This window comes from Bradyrhizobium sp. U87765 SZCCT0048, from assembly GCF_018131225.1.
Lineage (GTDB): Bacteria > Pseudomonadota > Alphaproteobacteria > Rhizobiales > Xanthobacteraceae > Bradyrhizobium_A.
This window is the reverse complement of the sequence record NZ_JAFCMM010000004.1, coordinates 126,711-144,077: the sequence shown is the minus strand read 5'-3', so window position 1 is coordinate 144,077 and position 17,367 is coordinate 126,711. Positions and strand designations below refer to the sequence as shown.

General features: G+C 67.1%; 16 protein-coding genes. 4 read left to right on the top strand and 12 right to left on the bottom strand.

Going from position 1 to position 17,367, the window contains the following annotated elements:
• Positions 1-26 precede the first annotated feature (26 nt).
• The gene (locus JQ639_RS23420; RefSeq protein WP_211967969.1) at positions 27-1,541 is read left to right on the top strand and encodes an MDR family MFS transporter; all 1,515 of its coding nucleotides are present in this window, start codon (positions 27-29) and stop codon (positions 1,539-1,541) included.
• Between the two features lie 144 nt (positions 1,542-1,685).
• On the opposite strand, the gene pcaG is transcribed toward JQ639_RS23420, so the two are convergent.
• The 3 genes from pcaG to pcaF form a co-directional block, all read right to left on the bottom strand.
• Complete coding sequence (pcaG, locus tag JQ639_RS23415) at positions 1,686-2,273, bottom strand: protocatechuate 3,4-dioxygenase subunit alpha (protein WP_211967736.1); 588 nt, start codon at positions 2,271-2,273, stop codon at positions 1,686-1,688.
• A complete protein-coding gene (gene pcaH, locus JQ639_RS23410; RefSeq protein WP_211967738.1) occupies positions 2,273-2,974 on the bottom strand; it encodes a protocatechuate 3,4-dioxygenase subunit beta in 702 nt (233 codons plus the stop codon). The genes pcaG and pcaH overlap by 1 nt, the downstream gene beginning before the upstream one ends.
• A gap of 65 nt (positions 2,975-3,039) precedes the next feature.
• Positions 3,040-4,248, bottom strand: coding sequence for a 3-oxoadipyl-CoA thiolase (pcaF, locus tag JQ639_RS23405; RefSeq protein ID WP_211967739.1), 1,209 nt, complete (start codon positions 4,246-4,248; stop codon positions 3,040-3,042).
• Between the two features lie 233 nt (positions 4,249-4,481).
• On the opposite strand from pcaF, the gene mutS reads away from it, so the two are divergent.
• A complete protein-coding gene (gene mutS, locus JQ639_RS23400) occupies positions 4,482-7,217 on the top strand; it encodes a DNA mismatch repair protein MutS (protein WP_211967740.1) in 2,736 nt (911 codons plus the stop codon).
• Between the two features lie 435 nt (positions 7,218-7,652).
• On the opposite strand, the gene JQ639_RS23395 is transcribed toward mutS, so the two are convergent.
• From JQ639_RS23395 to JQ639_RS23385, 3 genes are read right to left on the bottom strand one after another with little or no spacing between them, the layout of a single operon-like run.
• Entirely contained in the window at positions 7,653-8,207 is a 555-nt protein-coding gene (locus tag JQ639_RS23395; RefSeq protein WP_211967741.1) for a thioredoxin family protein, read from the bottom strand.
• Positions 8,208-8,209: 2 nt separating this feature from the next.
• On the bottom strand, positions 8,210-8,908 hold the full coding sequence (locus JQ639_RS23390; RefSeq protein ID WP_211967742.1) for a cytochrome c biogenesis CcdA family protein: 699 nt from the start codon (positions 8,906-8,908) through the stop codon (positions 8,210-8,212).
• A gap of 3 nt (positions 8,909-8,911) precedes the next feature.
• On the bottom strand, positions 8,912-9,349 hold the full coding sequence (locus tag JQ639_RS23385; protein ID WP_211967743.1) for a DUF2147 domain-containing protein: 438 nt from the start codon (positions 9,347-9,349) through the stop codon (positions 8,912-8,914).
• Between the two features lie 184 nt (positions 9,350-9,533).
• Here JQ639_RS23385 and JQ639_RS23380 point away from each other — a divergent pair, with 184 nt between their 5' ends.
• Entirely contained in the window at positions 9,534-10,271 is a 738-nt protein-coding gene (locus JQ639_RS23380; protein ID WP_211967744.1) for a response regulator, read from the top strand.
• A complete protein-coding gene (locus tag JQ639_RS23375) occupies positions 10,268-11,602 on the top strand; it encodes a sensor histidine kinase (RefSeq protein WP_349644567.1) in 1,335 nt (444 codons plus the stop codon). The genes JQ639_RS23380 and JQ639_RS23375 overlap by 4 nt, the downstream gene beginning before the upstream one ends.
• A gap of 97 nt (positions 11,603-11,699) precedes the next feature.
• Here JQ639_RS23375 and JQ639_RS23370 read toward each other — a convergent pair whose 3' ends face one another.
• From JQ639_RS23370 to JQ639_RS23345, 6 genes are all read right to left on the bottom strand, one after another.
• Positions 11,700-13,430, bottom strand: a complete 1,731-nt coding sequence (locus JQ639_RS23370) for a hypothetical protein (protein ID WP_211967747.1) — start codon at positions 13,428-13,430, stop codon at positions 11,700-11,702.
• Between the two features lie 146 nt (positions 13,431-13,576).
• Entirely contained in the window at positions 13,577-14,170 is a 594-nt protein-coding gene (locus tag JQ639_RS23365) for a GNAT family N-acetyltransferase (RefSeq protein WP_211967749.1), read from the bottom strand.
• A 419-nt stretch (positions 14,171-14,589) separates the two neighbouring features.
• The gene (locus JQ639_RS23360) at positions 14,590-14,931 is read right to left on the bottom strand and encodes a 5-carboxymethyl-2-hydroxymuconate Delta-isomerase (RefSeq protein WP_211967751.1); all 342 of its coding nucleotides are present in this window, start codon (positions 14,929-14,931) and stop codon (positions 14,590-14,592) included.
• 67 nt (positions 14,932-14,998) lie between these two features.
• Complete coding sequence (locus JQ639_RS23355; RefSeq protein WP_211967753.1) at positions 14,999-15,805, bottom strand: hypothetical protein; 807 nt, start codon at positions 15,803-15,805, stop codon at positions 14,999-15,001.
• Between the two features lie 223 nt (positions 15,806-16,028).
• Positions 16,029-16,541, bottom strand: a complete 513-nt coding sequence (locus JQ639_RS23350; protein ID WP_211967754.1) for an OsmC family protein — start codon at positions 16,539-16,541, stop codon at positions 16,029-16,031.
• A 45-nt stretch (positions 16,542-16,586) separates the two neighbouring features.
• Positions 16,587-17,366, bottom strand: coding sequence for an ABC transporter ATP-binding protein (locus tag JQ639_RS23345; protein ID WP_211967756.1), 780 nt, complete (start codon positions 17,364-17,366; stop codon positions 16,587-16,589).
• Between the last annotated feature and the right edge of the window lies 1 nt (position 17,367).

Genomic DNA, 17,367 nt, shown 5'->3' with positions numbered 1-17,367 from the left:
CGGCGGTCCCCGGATTTCGCCGCAACATGGTGACGATCTGCGCCATGACGGCGACCATCATGCAGGCGCTCGACACCACCATCGCCAACGTCGCGCTGCCCTACATGCAGGGCACGCTGTCCGCCTCCCAGGACCAGATCAACTGGGTGCTGACGTCCTATATCGTCGCCGCCGCAATCATGACCGCGCCGGTCGGCTGGATCGCCAACCGTTTTGGCCGCAAGCGCATCTTCATCATTTGCGCCGCCGGCTTCACCTTCGCCTCGGTGCTGTGTGGCCTCGCCCAGGACATCACCCAGATGGTGCTGTTCCGCCTGCTGCAGGGCATGTTCGGCGCCGCGCTGGTGCCGCTGTCCCAGGCGGTGATGCTCGACTCCTACGCACTGCACGAGCGCGCCACGGCGATGTCGATCTGGGGCATGGGCGTGATGATGGGTCCGATCATGGGGCCCTCGCTCGGCGCCTGGCTGACCGAAACCTATTCCTGGCACTGGGTGTTCTTCGTCAACCTGCCGTTCGGCGCACTCACCGTGCTCGGCCTCGCGGCCTTCATGGAAGAGACCAAGCCGAATACCGCGCTGAAGTTCGACTGGTTCGGCTTCGCCGCGCTCGCGGTCGGCATCGGCGCGATGCAGATCGCGCTCGACCGCGGTGAGCAGCTCGCCTGGTTCGAATCGCCGGAGATCATCGCCGAGACGATCATCGCGATCGTCGGCTTCTACTACTTCTTCGCCCACTCGCTGACGACGTCGAAGCCGTTCATCCAGTTCGCGATCTTCAGGGATCGCAACTTCATCAGCGGCTGCGTGTTCATGACGGTGATGGGCCTCGTGCTGTTCTCGACCATGGCGCTGTCGTCGCCCTACCTGCAGAACGTCATCGGCTACCCCATCATCACCGCAGGCCTGCTGCTGGCGACGCGCGGCTGCGGTACCTTCGTGGCGATGATGCTGGTCGGCCGGCTGATGAAGTACATCGAGGCGCGCACGCTGATCATCACCGGCTTGTCGCTGATGACGTTTTCGCTGTTCATGATGACAGGCTTCACCGATCAGACCCAGGCGTCGACCATCATCATCTGGAGCATCGCCCAGGGTTTCGGCCTCGGCCTCGTGTTCGTGCCGCTCAGCACCGTATCGTTCCTGACGCTGCCGAGCCATTTGCGCACTGACGGCACCGCGATGCTGACGCTGCTGCGCAATGTCGCCAGTTCCGTCGGCATCTCGGTGGTGATCGCCGAGCTGACCCAGGGCGGCCGGCGCGCCTACGCCATCCTCAACGAGCACATCACGCCGTTCAACAGCGCCATGCAGATGCCGGACGTGGCGCGCATGATCAACATGAACACCGACGCCGGCCGCGCGCTGATGGATGCGGTGCTGCAGGTCCAGGCCCAGATCATCGCCTTCGCCCGCGACTACCAGCTGGTGATGGTGGTGACGCTGTGCTCGATCCCGCTGGCGCTGATGATCGGATCAACCAAGGCCGCGCTGCGCAAGCAGACGCAAGGCGCCTCCGACCACGCTGCGGTGATGGATTAGGTTTGCAGGATCGGATGTCGTCCGGAGCGAGACCGGCGGCTTCTTCAAACAACTCTCGCAAAAGAATAAGGGCGTCGCCACCAGCGACGCCCTATTTTTTGTCCTGGCATCATTGCTCTCGCCGGGCGTTGCCCGGCGGCGCTCTCAGAGGTCGAAGAACACCGTCTCGTTGTCCCCCTGCAGGTGCACGTCGAAACGATACACGCCGGGCTTGCCGGCGACGGGCTTCGCGATCAGGGTGTCGCGACGATCCGCCGGCACCAGGGCCAGGATCGGATCGCTGGCGTTGGCCGCTTCGCCTTCGAAGTAGATCCGGCTCTGCACCTGCCGCGTCATGCCCCGGGCATAGACCGCGAGCAGGATGTGCGGCGCCTGGGTGCTGCCGTTCGGGCCCGGCACCGGGCCCGGCTTCACCGTGTGGAAGGAGAACTCGCCCTCCTTGGTGGTGCCGCAGCGGCCGAAACCACGGAACGAACTGTTGGGCAGCGCGCGGCTGTCCTTGGGGTCGCTGAAGCGGCCCTGGGCATCGGCCTGCCAGATCTCCAGCATGGAATCGGGAATGATCTGGCCGTCGCCGTCGAACACGCGGCCTTCGATGCGCACGCGATCACCGGCGGTGTCGGCGGTGACGAGGTCGTTGGTGAAGGCGTCGTTCCAGGTGTACTCGCCGCCCGGCGTCAGGCCGTACTTGAAGAAGGGGCCGACGGTCTGCGAAGGGGTGAGGCCGGTCATCAGTGCGTCTCCTGCGGCGTGGCGTTGCGGCCGCGCAGCACCATGTTGAAGCGGTAGCACAACGCCCAGTCGGGCTTGGTGTTTTCGAGATCGAAGCTCGACACCATGCGCAGGCGCGCCTTCTCGTCGGTCACCGAGTTGAAGATCGGGTCGAACGGGAACAGCGGATCGTTCGGGAAGTACATCTGGGTGACGACGCGCGACAGGAACGAGTGGCCGAACACCGAGAAGTGGATGTGGGCCGGCCGCCACGCATTGTAGTGGTTGCCCCACGGATAGGCGCCGGGCTTGATGGTGACGAAGCGGTAATAGCCATTCGCATCCGTCAGCGCGCGGCCCGCGCCGGTGAAGTTCGGATCGAGCGGCGCCGGGTGCTGGTCGCGGGTGTGGATGTAGCGGCCGCAGGAATTGGCCTGCCACAGCTCGACCAGCGTGTTCGGCACGCCGCGATTATCCTCGTCGAGCACATGACCATGGACGATGATGCGTTCGCCGATCGGCTCGCCGCTGTGCTGGACGGTGAGGTCGCTGTCGTTCTCGCGCACCGTCTCGTGGCCATAGACCGGGCCCGTCAGCTCGGACAGGGTGTGCGGCATGATGATCAGCGGCTTCTGCGGCGCGCGCTTCACCGTGCTCTTGTAGTCCGGATAGAGGCGCGGCCCGAACGCTTCGGTGCTGCTGCGGGGGTAGACGAGCGTCATTTGAGATCCTCCGGGCGCGGCCCAAGCGGCCGCGCCGTGTCGTGTCGCCGGCGTGCCGCCAGCCTTCAGTTCAGCTTCTCGAGGGCGATCGACACGCCCTGGCCGACGCCGACGCACATGGTGGCGAGCGCGAGCTTGCCGCCGCGGGTCTCGAGGCCATGCACCGCAGTCAGCGCGAGGCGCGCGCCGCTCATGCCGAGCGGATGTCCCAGCGCGATCGCGCCACCATGCGGGTTGACGAAATCGGCGTCTTCCTTGACGCCGAGCTGGCGCAGCACGGCGATGCCCTGGGAGGCGAACGCCTCGTTGAGCTCGATGAGATCGAAGTCGCTGATCTTGAGCTTGAGCCGCTCCATCAACTTGCGGGTCGACGGCACGGGGCCGATGCCCATGATGCGCGGCGGCACGCCGGCCGAAGCAAGGCCGAGCAGGCGGGCGCGCGGGGTGAGGCCATGCTTCTTGACGGCGGCTTCCGACGCCAGGATCAGCGCGGCGGCGCCGTCATTGACGCCCGACGCGTTGCCCGCGGTCACCGTGCCGGGATTACGGAACGGGGTCTTGAGCTTGGCGAGGCCTTCCAGCGTCGTTTCGGGGCGCGGATGCTCGTCCTTGTCGACGGTGATCGGGCCGGCCTTGCCGCCGGGCACGGTGACCGGAACGATCTCCTGCGCGAAGTAGCCGGCGGCGATCGCCGCACCGGCGCGCTGCTGCGAGCGGATCGCGAACGCATCCTGGTCGGCGCGCGACACCTGGAACTCTTCGGCGACGTTCTCGCCGGTCTCCGGCATCGAGTCGACGCCGTACTGCTGCTTCATCAGCGGGTTGATGAAGCGCCAGCCGATGGTGGTGTCGAAGGTTTCGGCCGAGCGCTGGAACGCCTCGGTGGCCTTGCCCATCACGAACGGCGCGCGAGTCATCGACTCGACGCCGCCGGCGATCGCCAGCTCGATCTCGCCCGCGCGGATGGCGCGGCCCGCGGCGCCGACCGCATCGAGGCCCGAAGCACAGAGGCGGTTCAGCGTGACGCCCGGCACCGTGTCAGGCAGTCCGGCGAGCAGCAGCGCCATGCGCGCGACGTTGCGGTTGTCTTCACCGGCCTGGTTGGCGCAGCCGAAATACACCTCGTCGATCTGCGCCCAATCGAGGTTCGGATGCTTGGCCATCAGCGCCTTGATCGGGGTGGCGGCGAGATCGTCGGCCCGCACCTTGGCGAGCGAGCCGCCGAAGCGACCGATCGGCGTCCGCACGGCATCGCACACAAAAACGTCACGCATGTTGAGGCTCCCTCAAAATCCCCGAACTCGCTCCCGACCGCGTCGGCGACAGGGCGTTGGTTGGCCGAGTTTTAGGAAGTGGCGGGAAGGAAATCAAATGCTTGCTGCGCGCAGGGCCATGCCGCGCGGCCGCCGCCACGGTTTCACATCCTGAACCGAGAAGCGGGGAAAACCCCGGACAAATCCGGCAAAGGACAGGATCGGCCCGGCAAACTTTGCTAGTTTCCGCCGCCATGACGATCCAGCCTCCCAATCCCGCGCAACTCCCCGCCGATCAGGCTCCCGAACCGATCGGGAAGCTGACGCCGATGATGGAACAGTACCTTGAGATCAAGGCCGCCCATGCCGGCCTGATGCTGTTCTATCGCATGGGCGATTTCTACGAATTGTTCTTCGAGGACGCCGAAGCCGCCTCCAAGGCGCTGGGTATCGTCCTGACCAAGCGCGGCAAGCACCTCGGCCAGGACATCCCGATGTGCGGCGTGCCGGTGGAACGCGCCGATGATTACCTGCACCGCCTGATCGAGAAGGGCCACCGCGTCGCTGTTTGCGAGCAGATGGAGGACCCGGCGGCGGCGCGCAAGCGCGGCAACAAGAGCGTGGTGCGCCGCGACGTGGTGCGCGTCGTCACGCCGGGCACGCTGACCGAAGACAACCTGCTCGACGCCCGCACCAACAATTACCTGCTGGCGATTGCCCGCGCCCGCTCGTCGGCGCCGGGCGGCGACCGCATCGGCCTGTCGTGGATCGACATCTCCACCGCCGAGTTCATGGTCACCGAGTGCGCCGTCGCCGAGCTCGCCGCGACGCTGGCGCGCATCAATCCCAACGAAGTCATCGTGACCGACGCGCTGTACAGCGATGCCGAGATCGGGCCGCTGCTGCGCACGCTGTCGGCGGTGACGCCGCTGACCCGCGACGTGTTCGACAGCGCCACCGCCGAGCGGCGGCTGTGCGACTATTTCGCCGTCGCCACCATGGACGGCTTCGGCGCGATGTCGCGCATCGAGGCGACCGCCGCCGCCGCCACCCTGACCTATATCGACCGCACGCAGGTCGGCAAACGCCCGCCGCTGTCGCCGCCCGGCCGCGAGGTCGCCGGCACGACGCTGGCGATCGATTCCGCGACGCGCGCCAACCTCGAACTGATCCGCACCCTCGGCGGCGAGCGGCGCGGCTCGCTGCTCGACGCCATCGACATGACCGTCACCGCCGCCGGATCGCGCCTGCTGGCGCAGCGGCTGTCGGCGCCGTTGACCGACGTTCCCGGCATCACGCGCCGGCTCGATGCGGTCGACGCCTTCGTCGCTGACAGCGGCACGCGCGCCGACATCCGTGCCGCGCTGAAAACCGCGCCCGACATCTCGCGCGCGCTGACGCGGCTGTCGGTCGGCCGCGGCGGGCCGCGCGACCTCGCTGCGCTGCGCGACGGCATCCATGCCGCCGACCAGGCGCTGGCACTGCTCGGCCGCATGGCGGAGCCGGCGTCCGAGATCGCCGCGACGGTCGCGGCGCTGCGCCAGCCTTCGCGCGCGCTCGCCGGCGAACTCGCCCGCGCGCTCGACGAGCAACTGCCGCTGCTCAAGCGCGACGGCGGTTTCGTCCGCACCGGCTACGACGCCAATCTCGACGAGACGCGCGCACTGCGCGACGAGTCCCGTCAGGTCGTCGCCGCGATGCAGGCGCGCTATGCCGACGAGACCGGCATCAAGGCGCTGAAGATCCGCCACAACAACGTGCTCGGCTATTTCGTCGAGGTCACCGCGCAGCATGGCGACCGCCTGATGACGGCGCCGCTCAACGCCCGCTTCATCCACCGCCAGACGCTGGCCGGCCAGGTGCGCTTCACCACCACCGAATTGAGCGAGGTCGAGGCCAAGATCGCCAATGCCGGCGAGCGCGCGCTCGGCCTCGAACTGGAGATCTTCGACCGCCTCAGCGCCGAGGTCGCGACCGCCAGCGACGACCTGCGCGCCGCCGCCCATGCCTTCGCGATGCTCGATGTCGCGACCGCACTGGCGCAGCTTGCGGTCGATCATGACTACGCCCGGCCGGAAGTCGACACCTCGCTGGCGTTCGCCATCGAGGGCGGCCGCCATCCGGTGGTCGAGCAGGCGCTCAAGCGCGACGGCCAGCCGTTCATCGCCAATGCCAGCGACCTGTCGCCGGCGCCGGGCCAGAAGAACGGCCAGATCTGGCTGATCACCGGTCCCAACATGGCCGGTAAGTCGACCTTCCTGCGGCAGAACGCGCTGATCGCGCTCTTGGCGCAGATCGGCAGCTTCGTGCCGGCCAAGCGCGCCCGCATCGGCGTCGTCGATCGTCTGTTCTCCCGCGTCGGCGCCGCCGACGACCTCGCCCGCGGCCGCTCGACCTTCATGGTCGAGATGGTCGAGACCGCCGCCATCCTCAACCAGGCCGGCGAGCGCGCCCTTGTCATCCTCGACGAGATCGGCCGCGGCACCGCGACCTTCGACGGCCTGTCGATCGCCTGGGCGACCATCGAGCACCTGCACGAGACCAACCGCTGCCGCGCGCTGTTCGCGACCCACTATCATGAGCTGACCGCGCTCTCCGCGCGGCTGCCGCGGCTGTTCAACGCCACTGTGCGTGTGAAGGAGTGGCGCGGCGACGTCGTGTTCCTGCACGAGGTGCTGCCCGGCGCCGCCGACCGCTCCTACGGCATCCAGGTGGCCAAGCTCGCCGGCCTGCCGTCGCCGGTGATCGCGCGCGCCAAATCGGTGCTGGCGAAGCTGGAGGCGCAGGACCGCTCCTCGACCGCGCGGGCGCTCGCCGACGACCTGCCGCTGTTCGCCATCACCACCCGCGCGGAAGTGGAAGCGCCGCCGCCCGGTCCGGCGGATCGGGTTATGGACGCGGTCAAGGCGCTCAACCCCGACGACATGTCGCCGCGCGAGGCGCTGGAGGCGCTCTACGCCCTGAAGAAGCAGAGCGCAGAGGGGGCCTGAGGCCAGCCGCGGATTCCAACCCTCATGGTGAGGAGCGCGGCAGAGCCGCGCGTCTCGAACCATGAGGCCGATGAGATGCAACGCGCGGGCCACGGCCCCCCGATCGACTTTGGGTGCCTGCCATCCCCACCGCGTCATGCGCGGGCCTGCCCCGCGCATCCAGCTTGCTCCCGATATGACGAACTGTAATCAAAGCTGGATCACCGGGTCACGACGCTTCGCGTCGGCCCGGTGATGACGCTGAGAAATGCCGCAACGCTGCACGCCCCGGAAAGGCGCCGCATAGCAACGCCGTATTTGGGAGTCGTCATTCCGGGATCGCCCGAAGGGCCAGACCCGGAATCTCGATCGGCACAGATCGGCACCAGCGGTGCTGCAGCAGCTATCGCTGCCGATCGAAATGCCGGCATTGAGGCCACCCTCATTACAGCCGGCTCACGCCTTCGCATCGAGCAGCGTCGCGATCGCCTGCGCGGTGACATCATAGGCGCCCTCGCCGGCGTGCTTCCTCACGATATGGCCGCGCCGGTCGATCAGGTAGGTCGCCGGCCAGTATTCGTTGTCGAACGCCTTCCACGTCGCATACGCGTTGTCCTGCGCGACCGGATAGGCGATGCCATGACGGGCGATGGCGGCCTCGACATTGCGTGTCGACTTCTCGTAAGCAAATTCCGGCGTGTGCACGCCGATGATGACAAGGCCACGCGATGCGAAGGTGCGGTGCCAGCCGGTGACGTAGGGCAGCGTGCGCACGCAGTTGATGCAGGAGTAGGTCCAGAAGTCGACGAGCACCACCTGGCCGCGCAGCCCCGCCAGCGTCAGCGGCGGCGAATTGAGCCAGTGTTCGATGCCGGCGATTTCTGGCGCTGCACCATCATCGTGGAAGGCGAGAGCCTCGGGCTCCGCGCGCAGCATCCGCGCGCCGCCGGCGACCGCGGCCGCGCCGGCCATCAGCCCGAACAGGCCACGTCTTGAAACGGTCAACGTCATGATCACAGTCCTCCTGAGATGGCGGGATAGAAATTGGCGAGCCAGGCGGTGATGGTGGTGTCGACCTGGTAGAAGGTCGCCACCGCGACCAGCACGATGACGACGCCAAAGCCCTGCTGCAGTGTGCGGGTGTGGCGCACCAGCGCACGCACCTGCGTCGAGGCGAGCTGGCCGCCATAACCGATCAGCAGCATCGGCACCGCCGCGCCGAGCGAATACGCCGCGAGCAGCAGTGCCGCGCGGTCGAGCCGCTGGGACGAGGCGATCAGGGTCAGGATCGAGCCGAGCACGGGCCCGGCGCACGGTGCCCACACCGCTCCCAGGCTGGCGCCGAGCAGCACCGCGCCCGCCGGGCCGCCGGCCTGCGCGCCGGCGAGGCCGACCGTGCCGGCGAGCGGGCCAAGTCGCGCCGCCAGCCATTCGAACGGATGCGGCCAGATCATCAACGCGCCAAACACCAGCAGCATCGCGGTCGAGGCATCACGCAGCGTGTCCTGCGACAGCCCGAGCACGCTCGGAAACAGCCCGAACAGAAAGGCGACCAGTGCGAACGTGACTGCGAAGCCAAGAGTGACCAGCAACGGCCGCACCGGATCGCGCCGGCCGACCGACGCGCCGAGGATGATCGGCAGCATCGGCAGCACGCAGGGCGCGGCGATGGTGAGCAGGCCGGCGGCGAAGGCGAGCGGGAGATCGAACATGGCTCAGTTCCGCTCCGCCGGCGCCGCAACGCGCGCCCACACCAGCGTCTTGCCGAACATCGGCAGGCCGACATAGGGCCGCACCACCAGCTGGTCAGGGCCGTCGAGCGACAGGCGGCAGGAATAGGTTTTGGCGTTCTCGCGGTTGTAGATCTCGCCCTGCCATTCCCCGGCCGACGACGACACCAGATCCTTGAGGATGGTCATGCCGAGCGGCGAACGCGTGTCCGCCGCGACCATGGCGCCGTTGCCGCTCATCGAGCGGTTGGCCAGCACCTTGACGACGGTGCCGCAAAACGCCGCTCCACAGGGCACGATCTCGACCTCGAGATTGCCGTTGTCGGTGCGCCAGCGGCCGACCGGGCCGTCGCCGGCCTGCGCCGGCGCCGCGGACAGCCAGGCCACGGCAACGGCGGCGGCGATGACGGGAAACGTTCGCATCGATGGGTCCTCCGAAGAGCCGCCGGAGCGAGCCGGCACGTCCGCCATCCACCATCCCGGCGTATCCCGGATGTGTCCGCCACCGCGCGATCGTGTCTCGCCGTCTGTCCCAGCCACGCCCGGATACAGTGTGATACAAAGTCCCGCACCGCTCGCCCGGCGGAGCGGCTACAGTCGGACCCCGATGGACCGCAAAGACCATATCCTGATCGTCGACGACGACCGCGAACTGCGCGACCTCTTGGTGCAGTATCTCGAAGGCAGCGGCTTTGCCGTCACCGCGGTGAAGGGCGGCCGCGACATGCGCCGCGTGCTCGCCGACAAGACCGTCGACCTCATCGTGCTCGACCTGATGCTGCAGCAGGAAGACGGCCTGACGCTGTGCCGCGACCTGCGCGCCACCGATGCCAACGCTCCGCCGATCCTGATGCTGACCGCGCGCGGCGACGAGGCCGACCGCATCCTCGGCCTCGAAATGGGCGCCGACGACTATCTCGCCAAGCCGTTCGCCTCGCGCGAGCTGCTGGCACGGATCAAGGCGATCCTGCGCCGCGCCCGGGCGCTGCCGGCCAACCTGCGCATCACCGAGGCGGCGCGCGGGCTGGCGTTCGGCGGCTGGCGGCTCGACACCACCCAGCGCCATCTCGTCGACACCGACGGCACCATGGTGGCGCTGAGCGGCGCCGAATACCGCCTGCTGCGCGTGTTCCTCGACCATCCGCAGCGCGTGCTCAACCGCGATCAGTTGCTCAACCTGACCCAGGGACGCGACACCGAACCGTTCGACCGCTCGATCGACCTTCTCGTCAGCCGTCTGCGGCAGCGCCTCAAGGACGACGCGCGCGAGCCGCGCTTCATCAAGACGGTGCGCAACGAAGGCTATGTGTTCTCCACCGCGGTCGAGACATGGACGCCGCGGTGACCACGCGCACGGCGCCGCGCCGCTGGCGGCCGTGGCCGCGCTCGCTGTTCGGCCGCGTCGCGCTGATCCTGTTCTGCGGCCTGTCCGCCGCGCACCTGCTGTCGCTGGCGCTGCTGCTGCACGACCGCGCCCAGGCGGTCAGCGCCATGATGGTGGCGTATCTGGCCCGCGACGTTGCCAGCTCCGTCGCCATCCTCGAACGCGTGCCCGCGGCGGAGCGGCTGCAGTGGCTGCCGCGGCTCGACCGCAAGAACTACCGTTATCGCCTCGGCCTCGAGCCTTCCGTGCCCCGCCCGGCCTCGACCACCGCAAGCCAGGTAGCGACCGCCGTGGCGCGTGAGCTCGGCCCCGGGCGCACGGTGATCGCGACCGCGCCGGCTGACAGCCGCGATCCCCTGCGCTTCGACCTGCGGCTCGCGCTCGCCGACCGCACGCCGCTGACCCTCGAAATGCTGCCGCCGGAATCCGGCCTGTCGCCGTTCGTGATCGCGGCGCTGACGGCGCAGTTCGCCCTGCTCGGCCTGTTCTCGTGGATCGCGGTGCGCCTCGCGACCCGGCCGCTGGCGCGGCTCGCCCGCGCCGCCGATGCGCTCGGCCCCGATCTCAAGGGCGAGCCGCTCAAGGAGGACGGCCCGCGCGAGGTCGCCCATGCGGCGAAGGCGTTCAACGCCATGCAACAACGCATCGCCGCCGACGTCAGCGAGCGCGTGCGCATCCTCGCGGCGATCTCCCACGACCTTCAGAGCCCGATCACGCGGATGCGGCTGCGCACCGACCTGCTGGACGACACCGCGCTCAAGCACAAGCTGCAGGCCGATCTCGGCGCGATGCAGGCGCTGATCGAGGAGGGCCTCGACTTCGCCCGCAGCGCCGGCCGCGCCGCCGAGACGCCGGTGCGCACCGACCTCGCCGCGCTGCTGGAGAGCCTCGCTTACGACTATGCCGATTCCGGACAGCCGGTCGGACTGACCTGCACCATCGATACGCCGATCATGACCGCGCCGCAGACCCTGCGCCGCATCGTCACCAACCTCGTCGACAACGCCCTGAAGTTCGCCCGCGATGTCGACATCGACGCCCGGCGCGACGGCACAGGCCGGATCGTCATCGCGGTTCTCGACCGCGGCCCGGGCATCCCAGAGGACGAACTCGCCGCCGTGCTGCAGCCCTTCCACCGCGTCGAGGCCTCGCGCAACCGCGAGACCGGCGGCACCGGCCTCGGCCTCGCCATCGCGCAGCGGCTGGCGGCATCGCTGGGCGGGGAGTTGCGGCTGGCCAATCGGGATGGTGGAGGGTTGGCGGCGAGCGTGACGTTGCCAACGGGAGTGTGAAGGCGATCTGGCGATCCTCAAGGCACCAGATCGAAGCGGAGAGCGACGAGCCCCACGTACCATGCCATGCACATATCCATGCCTGGGTCCGAAACCACTACTCGATCACAAGAGTCACGCGTGCAGTATCCTGATCGCTGGCAACAGGAGGCCAGCTTCCATCATTCGTTTGACGCAGTAGACTATCGAGTGCATGGCCAGCCAACACCTGAAGACTCTGATCAAGGGCCAGCGCGGCGGGACCACCCAGATAAGCGTCTCCAGACGGCAGGAATTCGTAGCACTCCCGTCCTATTGCGGGCGATGAGGGCTCCACCGTATAGGTCTGAGCTGACGAAGCTAGTCCACTCACTGCGCTGCCCCGGCCCAGCACGACGTCTGTAATCTGCGTCTGCGTGGCAGGAAATATATGCCAGTCAGCTCGAGCATTCGACATCTCGAGATAGAGTGCGACCTTCCCGGAACGATTGACGATCACGTCGATGCGTCGCGGCTTGGTGCCCATGGCAGGCTGCTGGAATGCCTCATCGGAAACGGAGATTCCCGCGAAGTATGCATCACCCGAAACCACGAAAGCTCTACACTTGTCCTTGTCGACCTGGGCTGCTCGCTGCATCCGATTAAACGCCCATGCGCTCATTGTCATCGACTGTTCAAGACGCGAAAATACCAGAGAACCCAAACCGGCAGTACATTGCGGATCGCCGGAAGCATGCGGAGCAATCCGCGCGTCCCTGAGATCGGCGAAATGGAGGCACGCGAAGTACGAATTGCCATTCATGTCCGGGGAAGCAACGCCATCGCCAACCAGAAACTCAGTACGAGTTAATCCGGCAGGTAATTTCAGCGGCCGCGTCACAAGGAAGTCGACCTTGTAAGAGAACAAGAAGTTCGGATCGAGCTTGCTTCTGTAAGACCGGCTCAAGCGCTCGTTCCACCTGTCGTATGCGGCCCGGAATCGGGCATCATCAGAGCCAACGAGACTCCCGTCCGCCAGCAACTGCCGGATCCCGGCCGTTGCCGGGAGGACGGAGTAGTCGCGAACCGCTTCTTGCGAAACAACGCTCAGCGCGTCGATTTCGATCAGCCCTCGCTCGTAATTTTGACTTGTCTCGACATAGCCCCCGCCGCCAAACAGTTCGTGACGACCGACCGAACTTTGCCCGCCATACAGCCAGCCATCGCCTTTCAGTTTCGAGCCGCCGTTCTTACCTTCCTCGACCCAGCCGTCTTGAGGTATTCTGACGACATCCCCTCTGAGGCGCTCAACGAACTGGTCGACGCCATAACGGTCCGCTGGTGCCTCTCCAGCAAGATGCATTCTGTCAGCTTTGGGGATGTCGAAATATGCGGAAGCTTCGCAGGCGGTATAGAACGAATCGCACGAGGTCCGGGGCCTGCTTTTCAATTTCTCCATGTCGGTCTTGGCGAATAGAATCCGGTCGCGTGGAACACCAACAACTCCGCTCCGTGCAGCACCATTGAATTGCGAGCCTAGAACGACGACACGCGATATAGCATTAGTTCGTCCGGTGAACCGCCAGATGATCGGCTTTCCACTCGACAGGACAATGTAGTGAGGCTTGTCGGCGACGCCGATCTCGACATCGACGACCTCCGTGACGATTGCATCGCTGCCGGGCGTGACCGACGAAAGGCCGCTACCGCTGTTGACATAGACGATCGTCGTTCGCTCGTCCTTGCGAGGGGCGCTGATTTCGCAGGATGGAAACGTCCTTTGATGCGGCCCCAAGCAGGCCTGCGCATCCTTCAGGCACGCCATAGACAACAGGATGAACGCAAGAATGAGAGGCTTCATCATTCTCATGATCGCTTCCAGCCCCATTGATCCCCGCAATCGCAACTGTCCCGAATGGTGAAAGGCCGAACAGGTCCAAATTGAGGCGTCTCACCTGGCGAGTTGCCCGAATGCGCTATCAAAAACCAACGTCACGCTTGTGATGGACGTGCCTCCTACGTCGCGCCGCCCAATCCCAACAACCGTCCGTCCAATCCCGCCCGCACCGCCGGCCATTCATCCGCCAGGATCGAATACACCGCCGTGTCGCGGATACGGCCGGTCCAGGTGATCATGTCCTGGCGCAGGATGCCTTCGAATTGCGCGCCGAGCTTGCTGACTGCCGCGCGGGAGCGGGCATTGATCGCATCGATGCGGAAGACGACGCGGCGGGCGCCGGCGGTGAAGGCGTTGGCGATCATCAGGCGCTTGGCCGCCGGGTTGACCGGGCCGCCGCGCCAGTCGGGGCGGTAATAGGTGCCGCCGATCTCGACGACGCCATGGCGGCGGTCGATGTTGAGATAACAGGTCATCCCGCCGCAGCGGCCGCCGGCGATCACGGCATGGGCGATATAACGGCCGGCTGCGACCTCGCCCGCAAGCCAGTCCCAGCAGGGATCGAAATGCGCGCCGGCCCAGGAGATGGGATAGAGGCTGGTCCAGACATCGGTATCCGCATTACACGCCGCACGCAGATCGTCGCGGTGGGCCGACGTCAGGGGTTCGAGGTGCACGAACGCGTCCTCAGCGGTCACGGCGTGCAGGTTCACGACGGCTCCTCGCGGAAGTGGCTCACATGTCTGTAGCACACATCACGTGAGTGGGTAGAGACGCTATCAGCGACACAGCGCCGTGGCGTGAAGGCAGGTCATGAACATGACGGTCCGCGTGATGGACCGACGACGAGCGTGTGCGGCTCATGTTTGATGAGACGAAACGCCTCGACACCCACCACCGTCATGCGCGGGCTTGACCCGCGCATCCAGCTCCTCTCGTGTTCTCAGCATCCAGGATGGATCACCGGGTCACGGCGCTGACGCGCGGGCCCGGCGATGACGCAGAAGAACACACGACCGCTGCGAACCGCTGCAACGCGACTCCGCCGTGGCCTCATGGTTCGAGACGCGCGGCGTTGCCGCGCTCCTCACCATGAGGGGGATCAACCGCGATCGGCGGAATGAGCTGGACCTTAGTCCAGCAGCCGCTTCTTGTACGCATCGGGATCCATGTCCCTGATATCGATGCTGATGCTGTAGGTCGATGTCAGGAGGCCGCTCAGGATTTCGCGCAACGCGACGCTCAGCGCCAGCTTCTGCGCCGCGGTGCGGCCGGCCAGCATGTACAGGCTGACATGGAAGAACGAGCGCTGCTCGCCGGCGACGAGGTAGTCGCTGAACGGCAGCGCGCGGATCTTGAGGTCTTCGGCCTTCACGACACCGGTGGCGGCGGCGGCGTGGTGCAGCGCCAGCAGGAGGTCCCGCAGCGGCGGCATGTCCTGGGGAACGGAGTAGTGGCAGACGATATGGGGCAAGGGACCGGCTCCGTTTCGCGCCGGGATCGGCGAGCGTGCGCCTGTTTCAAGCCCGGACCGATCGAAGTCAAGCCGGCGAGCGGCGCGCCTTGCTTCGGCGGCCGAGCCACCACAGGCCGAGATTCCAGCAGACGCAGGTCGCGAGCGCAAGACCAAGTGCGGCGGCGGAGCCTAGCGGCAGCGCGGCGACATGGAGCACGGCGACGGCAATGCCGAAGCCGAGCAGCCCCCAGCCGCTGTTGGCGATCACCGCAGCCGTGGCGGGGCCGCCGAGGCGCGGATGCAGGATCAGCATCATGCTGGTGAACACCATCGGGAACAGCGCGATCACGCCGGTGACCTGCGGGCCGACCCACCCCGACGTGCCGACCACCAGCGCCACCAGTGTCGCCACCAGCGCCGCGCGCAGCGGGATGTCGTACCACCGCCGCGTCACCAGCGGCATCCGCGCATGACGATAGCCGCTGAGCAGCGGCAGGCAGATCGCGAACGCCACCGCGTTCACCGCGAGGCCGCCGGCCAGCGACCAGCTCGTCATCCGGATCAACGCCGAACACGTCAGCCACACCGCGACCGCGGCCGCGACGGCCACGATCATGCGATGGCGCTGCGCCAGCAGCACATAGGTCAGCCCCATCATGATCGTTGCGGCATTGACCGGCAGGCTCGCCAGCGCGCTCGCCGACACGAACGACGCATCGTGATCCATGGCCAGAAAGACGTAGGACGGCCCGGCGGAGATCGGCAGCGTCGCGATCAGCGCGCCGATCACGGGTCCAACGCGCTCGGTGATGACCGACGCGCTGACCACGAAGGCCGCGGCGACGGCCATGCGCAGCACGAGCAGCAGCGCGAAGGAGAGTTCGGGAGACATGGGCGAAAGAGACTTTCATGCCTGGCCGCGACGCGGACTGGGTGGCGCGGAGGGAAGTCGCGCTAGAGCATGATGAGAGTTCGACCGTGGTCATCCGTCACCCTGAGGTGGCCGCGCCCTCGCGCGGCCCTCGAAGGGCGACGGCCTGTGCAGTGGCTCAGGGGCCGTCCATCCTTCGAGGCTCGCTTCGCTCGCACCTCAGGATGACGGATTGTGGTCCACCCTAAACCCGCGCGAGCGAGACCGTCACCGGCGGGCCGTGCTTGATGGTCTGGTAGACCACGCAGTAGCGTTCGGTGAGCTTGAGCAATTGGTCGAGCTTGTCCTGCGGCGCGTCGGTGTCGACGTCGAACTTGAGGCGGATGGCTGCGAAGCCGACCGGCGCTTCCTTGTCGACGCCGAGGGTGCCGCGGAAGTCGAGGTCGCCCTCGGCGCTGACATGGCCTGATTTCAGCGGCACGTCGATCGCGGTGGCCACCGACTTCAATGTCACGCCGGCGCAGGCGACCAGCGCCTCCAGCAGCATGTCGCCGGAGCACAGTTCGAGGCCCGAGCCGCCGGTCGCCGGATGCAGGCCGGCGATCGCCGCCGCGGCGCGGCCGGTTTCGATCTTGCAGGCGATGCCTTCGCTCTCCAGCGATCCTTGGGCGCGCAGGGTGATGAAGGCGGCCTTGGGATCGGCGCGGTAGCGGTCCTTGATCGGCGCCTGCATGGCGCGCAGCTCGGTCGAATCCATGAGAATGGTCTCCAGCTCGGTTCGGAGGGGGCGTGTCGGGCGCGACTATATGCCCTCGCCCGCCGTCAACCAACCGTCCACCGGGCGGCGGCTGCGATCGAGCGAACGGTCGAGCGCGGTCATGACCTGGCGCTTGACCGCGTCGAACGCCTCGGACGCGCGGTCACGCGGCCGCGACAGCTCGACCTTGATCTCCTCGAACAGCCGGCCGGGCCGCGGCCGCATCACCATGATGCGGTCGGCCAGCACCACCGCCTCGTCGACATCATGGGTCACGAGCAACAGGGTCGGTCGGAAATCTTCCCACAGCGCCAGCAGGTGATCCTGCAGGTCGGCGCGGGTGAAGGCATCGAGCGCGGAGAACGGCTCGTCGAGCAGCAGCACCTCGGGCCGCGGCGCCAGCGCCCGCGCGATGGCGACACGCTGCGCCTGGCCGCCGGACAGTTCGCGCGGCCACGCGCCGGCCTTGTCAGTGAGCCCGACGCGGTCGAGCGCCCGCGCCACCTTGTCCTTGCGCACGGCAGCCGGATCGCCGGACAGGCCGAAGCCGATATTGTCGGCGACACTGAGCCACGGCAGCAGCCGCGGCTCCTGGAAGATGATGCCGATGTTCTCATGCGGCGCCGTCACCGCCGCGCCATCGAGGGCGATGCGGCCGGTCGAGGCCGGATCGAGCCCGCAGATCGCACGCAGCAGCGTCGACTTGCCGCAACCGGAGCCGCCGATGATGGCGACAATCTCGCCGAGCCTGATCTCGGCGGTAAACCCTTCGAGCGCCTGCACGCCGTTGGGGTAGACCTTGCCGACACGGTCGAGGGTCAGCATC

Bases quoted from the DNA above. Each gene is read 5' to 3' on its own strand.
- JQ639_RS23420 (WP_211967969.1), top strand. From the start codon at position 27: ATGGTGACGATCTGCGCCATGACGGCGACCATCATGCAGGCGCTCGAC.
- pcaG (WP_211967736.1), bottom strand. From the start codon at position 2,273: ATGACCGGCCTCACCCCTTCGCAGACCGTCGGCCCCTTCTTCAAGTAC.
- pcaH (WP_211967738.1), bottom strand. From the start codon at position 2,974: ATGACGCTCGTCTACCCCCGCAGCAGCACCGAAGCGTTCGGGCCGCGC.
- pcaF (WP_211967739.1), bottom strand. From the start codon at position 4,248: ATGCGTGACGTTTTTGTGTGCGATGCCGTGCGGACGCCGATCGGTCGC.
- mutS (WP_211967740.1), top strand. From the start codon at position 4,482: ATGACGATCCAGCCTCCCAATCCCGCGCAACTCCCCGCCGATCAGGCT.
- JQ639_RS23395 (WP_211967741.1), bottom strand. From the start codon at position 8,207: ATGACGTTGACCGTTTCAAGACGTGGCCTGTTCGGGCTGATGGCCGGC.
- JQ639_RS23390 (WP_211967742.1), bottom strand. From the start codon at position 8,908: ATGTTCGATCTCCCGCTCGCCTTCGCCGCCGGCCTGCTCACCATCGCC.
- JQ639_RS23385 (WP_211967743.1), bottom strand. From the start codon at position 9,349: ATGCGAACGTTTCCCGTCATCGCCGCCGCCGTTGCCGTGGCCTGGCTG.
- JQ639_RS23380 (WP_211967744.1), top strand. From the start codon at position 9,534: ATGGACCGCAAAGACCATATCCTGATCGTCGACGACGACCGCGAACTG.
- JQ639_RS23370 (WP_211967747.1), bottom strand. From the start codon at position 13,430: ATGAGAATGATGAAGCCTCTCATTCTTGCGTTCATCCTGTTGTCTATG.
- JQ639_RS23355 (WP_211967753.1), bottom strand. From the start codon at position 15,805: ATGTCTCCCGAACTCTCCTTCGCGCTGCTGCTCGTGCTGCGCATGGCC.
- JQ639_RS23350 (WP_211967754.1), bottom strand. From the start codon at position 16,541: ATGGATTCGACCGAGCTGCGCGCCATGCAGGCGCCGATCAAGGACCGC.
- JQ639_RS23345 (WP_211967756.1), bottom strand. From the start codon at position 17,366: ATGCTGACCCTCGACCGTGTCGGCAAGGTCTACCCCAACGGCGTGCAG.